Origin of the sequence: Baaleninema sp. (assembly GCF_049974805.1) — a bacterium.
In the GTDB taxonomy this organism is placed as follows: domain Bacteria; phylum Cyanobacteriota; class Cyanobacteriia; order Cyanobacteriales; family Geitlerinemataceae; genus Baaleninema.
Window position 1 is genome coordinate 1 of record NZ_JBNGCO010000188.1, and the last position, 5431, is coordinate 5431.

Sequence of the window (5431 nt, forward strand, 5' to 3'; positions counted from 1 at the left end):
TTCCTCCCCGCGCTAAAGCGACGGGGATTCCAAGCTACCGAAAGTTTTACTTGAGGGATTGAATCGACCAGTTCAACCAGGATTCGCGTTCTGAGATTTCAGCAGTAGGGTGGGCAATTAATTACCCACCCTACTGCTTTTAAGGCGTCGTTGCAGCCGGGGGCGCAACAGCGGGGTCAGGGTTTCCTGCAACAGGTGGAGGCGTCGTCGCAGAAGAACTCGATAATCCCTTCACTTGAATATTATCGATCGCCGCCACGCTACCACTGACTTCTCTCAAGGCTCCCATACTGAATCGAATTGCCCGTAAGTCGTCGCTCGAAGGCGAAAATTCACCATCGTAAAGAACGTTACCGTTGACAATCAGCTTCCAGCGGTCGGCTTCAAAATCCACTTCCGTTTCCACTTGATTAACACCGTTCAAGTCAAAGGTTCCAACAGTTCCAAAGGGATACAGGCGAACACTTCCATCAGCTTCAAAGTAGATATTTCGGACTGTGGGAGTATCGAGAAGAACCCTCATTTCCTCTCCGTTTAACCAAACTGGGTCGAAATCGAAAGATAGGGAATATCGCTCGAACCCTGCTCCTACGTCGAGTTGAACCTGGTCATAGCCAGACTGGTCGTCCGTAAACACCAGGGGACGATTTCCCAAACGACCCGAGGACTGTTTGACAGTTGGGTCGCCAAACACCACACGGGAAACGGTATTGGAACTATCGTTAGCAAGGGGTTGTTCTCCCAAAGCCTGACTCGATTCGTCAAAAGTAATGTCGTACAGTGTCGTGGCGTTTGAGGTTCCTGATGAACTCGCAAGCTGACTTTCAGACACGAACGCCAGACCTCGGAAGGTTCCCAGTTCGGGAACGGGAGTTAAGGCTCCCGTTTGCAAATCGACAGTGTAGGAATTGGGTTGTCCGGTAGCGTATAAAATGCCGTTATCGTCAAACGCCAATCCTTGAATATTCAGGAATCCGCCCTTGGCACCGATGGTTTTAGAGCTACCCGTATTCGGGTTGATTTCTATTAATGCTCCATCGCTCATATCGATGCTGTAAAGTTTGCCCGAGGGTGCCATCGCCAAACTTTGTAAACTCGAGCGATCGAGTGTCGCAATTTCAGACGCCGTACCCGTTTGTGGGTCGATGCGGAACAGCTCGTCATAACTGCTATTGTGAATGGCGTAGAGGCTTCCGTCGGCGGCGCGAGTTAAACCGCGAATACTGGCTTTCACGCCACCAAAATTGTTATTGAAGGTGGATACGACTCGACTCGTTCCGTCGCTGGGATCGATTTGAATAATTTCCCCAACAGAGGAATTGACATTGGCGATGGTCAGTAATTTACCCTGACCGTCGCTCGTCAGAGAATTGAGATTGCTAAATCCCGTACTTCCAAGAGATTCGCTGACTCCGGTTTCTAAATTGATGCGAGTCAGTTCCCCTGTCCAACTGACGCCGAAAGCGTGAGACTTTCCACCGCTGGAGATCGGATCTGAACCGGAAGTACCGGAACTATTTTGCTCAACTGGAGCATAAACGGCAGTCCAATAGTTACCAGTATCGTAGTGCGGTACTGGATTGGTGCGACCGCCAAAGAGATGCACTTTATCTTCGGCATCTAATGCCATATCAAGGACGTGGAAGTGATACGAGTCGCTATGATGCTGTAACTCTTCTTTAATATCACTTTGCCAAAGTACCTTGCCAGAACTGGATAGCTTGGTCAGTAGGTCGGATTTATTTCCATAACTTAGAAAATAAATGCTACCGTCAGAGGCAAACTCAACATCAGATCCAAAAATAAATCCATCTGCGATTTCTCCTTTAAAAGTCCAGGCATGAGAACCGTTTGCATTGACTTTAATCAAGTACTCGTTGTAGTCAACTGCTCCTGTGACATAAACATTGCCCTCAGAATCCTGAATAGGTTCATTTGCCCAATGTCCATAAGGATAATCGGCAGTTTCAAGAAGAGAATTATAAACTTCCATAGCCTTATCCTTGAGAGCCGTTGGAACTGAATCATACTCATCAGGATTTATGGCAAAACGATCGACTTGTGTCTCTGTGTAAATTAAACCACCGTTGCCAGTATCCAGCGAAATTTCTGAGAACCGAGAGCCAGATGAAAAATCACTACTGTGAATAATCAGACTGTTATTCTTAACAGCTACGTGTTTTACACAAATCGGTTGGTCTATCTTTTTCTCCCAAAGCAAATCGCCACTCGGACTCACCTTTTGAACTTTAGGATCGTTATAATAACCTAGAACCACATAGAAGTTTCCTTCTGCATCCACGGCAGAACCAGAGCTTCGATCGCTCATTTGATCTGACCACTCGCCATCAAACTCCCAGAATGATTGCGCTTGATAATTCAGTTCGGGCTTGTCATTATCCCAAATCGTAATTTCACCTTGCACGGACTCACTGAGAGTATAGTTCCGATGTTGGGTAACCTCAAAAGTTACATTTTCAGTCGATTCGATCGTGGCATCATCAATAGGATTAATTGAAACAGCGACCATCGAAGAACCAGCCGGGAATGTGACAAACCCAGATCGGCTTGCATAGTCTTCACCATTGATTGCAGAGCCTTTAAGAGTATAGTAGACAGTCTCTTCTTTACTGTTATCTCCACCACTACGGCTAACCAAAAAGCGTCCTGGATCGCTGTTTTCACTTGCATCAGCATCAAGCACAAGCACACGAATTACAGATGGCGGGAAGTCGTTGTCTTCAATCGATGCAGTACCGTTGGTTGTGGCGCCTAGTTTGTAGTTGGGATTGGCGGTCACTTGCAGTGAAACGGTTTCGGTACCTTCGTACTTGCTATCGTTGATGGGTTGGATTTTGACCGTCGTGCGATCGGAACCCGCAGGAATCGTGGCGACGCCGGAAACCACGGAGTAATCGATGCCGTTGTCCGCAGTACCGCTGACGGTGTAGTAAACATTTTCGGCTTTGCTGTTATCGCCGCCGCTGCGCTTAACGGTAAAGATAGCGGGTTGGCTAGTTTCCCAGCTTTCCGTTTCGTGAGCGACTCCATTCGTCAGTTCGACGCTGATTTGAGAGATTGGTGGCGGATCGTTGTCGTAGATGGTGGCTTGACCTGCTGTGACGGTACCGAGTTCGTAGTCGGAAGATCCGTTTAGGCTGAAGGTAATGGTTTCGTTGCCTTCGTAACGTGAATCGTCGATCGGCATGACTTTGATATCGATCGAAGCTTGACCTGGCTCGAAGGTTGCCAATCCTGACAGGTAGCCGTAGTCTGCACTATCGGCAGAACCGCCCAAACTGTAGGATACGGTTTCGGCTTGGCTGAGGTCGCCCTCGCGGGTCAAGGTAAAGACAGCCGGATTTTGCGTTTCGCTGGCTTTGCGTTCCTCGGCGGAGGCATCTTTGACGCTCACTGATATTTTCGATTTCACGGGTTCGGGTTCCGTACCGTAAAAATTGAGTTCCCACGAATCCCAGGTTCCCACGTAATTGCCAGACTTGTCAGAAACTTGAAGTTTCCAAGTTCCTTTAGAGGATTCGCCCCAATTCCGAACGGTATTGAATACCCATCTGTCATAGTTATCTCCCGAATCTGGACGCGGTTCGGCTAAAATCGATTCGGTACCGCTGGGAGAAACTAAGACAATTTCTAAATCGCCGCGATTGGGGTGCGTCGCATCAAAAACGACTTCAACGGATTCCAATTTAATATCTTGCGGAATATCGACGATTTGTGAAATTCCACTCGATCGATTGTCTGGAATCGATCGATTGACTGGCATAGTACCCGTCGTATGAGAAACTTCTGAATCGACTGTATCCCAAGTTTTAGCAGCTTCTACGGCAGCGACGGCATCAATCGCTCCAAATCCATAAAAATGGTTGATATTGTAGCCAGCACCATTGACAGACCAGTCTGAATGTGTGGGATCGGTTTTCCGAGCTGTCTTAGCAATTATGTGCTGAACATCGCGCCACGTGAGTTGAGGATTTGTCTCTAGCATCAAAGCCACAACACCTGAAACCAGAGGTGCAGCCGAAGAGGTTCCACCGAAAAATGTGTAGTCTTCGGTGTCAGCCCAATTCCATTCTTTTAAATAATTAGATCCAGCAGCTCCACTTAAATCCGTAGAAACTGCATTTTGTCGCCTATTCCCACTCGAATAGGCAGAAACAAATAAGGCCGCCCCTGGTTCACTGTATGAAGAATGAACGCCCCGATCGTCAATAGCACCTACGGCAATTGTAAATCGTGAATTTGCATAGCCGTTGTTGTTAACATTGTCAAATCCATAATGTGTAAGTTCTCCATTAGTGTTAAATTTTTGTTCGCGATTATTTCCCGCCGAAAATACATAAATATTTCCGAGGCCATCTCTACCTAATTCAACCCCAGATTCGAGTTCTGAAGTTGTCGAAGGGCCAGGAGCGAAAAGATCTATTGGATTTTTGTTTAAACCCGGACTCCAGCTATTTTGATAAATGTCAATTTCCTGGTTCTGATAGGATAAAGCATTGGCTTTGTCATTATCATTAGTTCCTTGACTTCCCAAAAGCTGTAAGCCTGCTATTTCAGCTTCTGGTGCAGCTCCCGATACGCCAATGCCATTGTTGCCTTCAGCCGCTGCGATTCCAGCTACAGAAGTTCCATGAGTGTCCTGAGAAGAGTTGGGTGACGGATCTGAATTATTTTGCTGAAAATCCCAACTGAGATCGCCACGATAGTTATCGTTTAAATCTTCGTGATGGATATCAATTCCATCATCAACAATTCCAATCACCACTCCTCGACCTTTAACCGAATCCCAGGCAGAAACAACATTAGCATCTGCTCCTGCTTTTCCACCTAGCGATCCAGTATTCTGCAAGTGCCATTGTAAGTTAAAAAACTCATCGTTGGGAATGAAATCCTTAGAGACTTCTTGCGGGACGAGCGGAACTGCGAAATTAACGCTTTCTATATTTTGTAGTTGCTCGCTAACTGTATAAGCACTCACCTCGTCAGAAAATTCTACGATGTAAGAATTTGGAATATGTGCAGATTCTTCAACGGAATTTACGTCAAAACTCATATGAGCCATATAGCCCAATAGGGTTTCTGAAGAGTTTGTTTCAACCAATCCAACTAGCCATTCTCGGGTTTCCGATAAACCTGTATAATGGTAAGTCTCTAGATTTTCTCCACGCTCGATCGCGTACATCCAAGCGTGTTTAGCAGGGGTGAGAACCTCTGAAGAGGTAACAGGTTCAGAAATTCCAATATTTTCGGCTTCTTCGGGTTGTTCAGGAGTTTCGTCAATAGGTTCTTCGGGTTGTTCAGAAGTCTCGTCAATAGGTTCTTCGGGTTGTTCAGAAGTCTCGTCAATAGGTTCTTCGGGTTGTTCAGGAGTTTCGTCAATAGGTTCTTCGGGTTGTTCAGGAGTTTCGTC

2 protein-coding genes are annotated in these 5431 nt (G+C 46.5%); both read right to left on the reverse strand.

The genetic code is table 11. The features are described from left to right. Positions 1–139: 139 nt before the first annotated feature. Complete coding sequence (locus ACP5D4_RS20820; protein WP_428013527.1) at positions 140–5203, reverse strand: S8 family serine peptidase; 5064 nt, start codon at positions 5201–5203, stop codon at positions 140–142. After that, the coding region (locus ACP5D4_RS20825) for a hypothetical protein (RefSeq protein ID WP_428013528.1) at positions 5173–5431 on the reverse strand (259 nt) is incomplete at its 5' end. The genes ACP5D4_RS20825 and ACP5D4_RS20820, both read right to left, overlap by 31 nt.

Excerpts from the sequence above, each read along its gene's own strand:
- ACP5D4_RS20820 (WP_428013527.1), bottom strand. The coding sequence starts at position 5,203 with ATGTACGCGATCGAGCGTGGAGAAAATCTAGAGACTTACCATTATACA.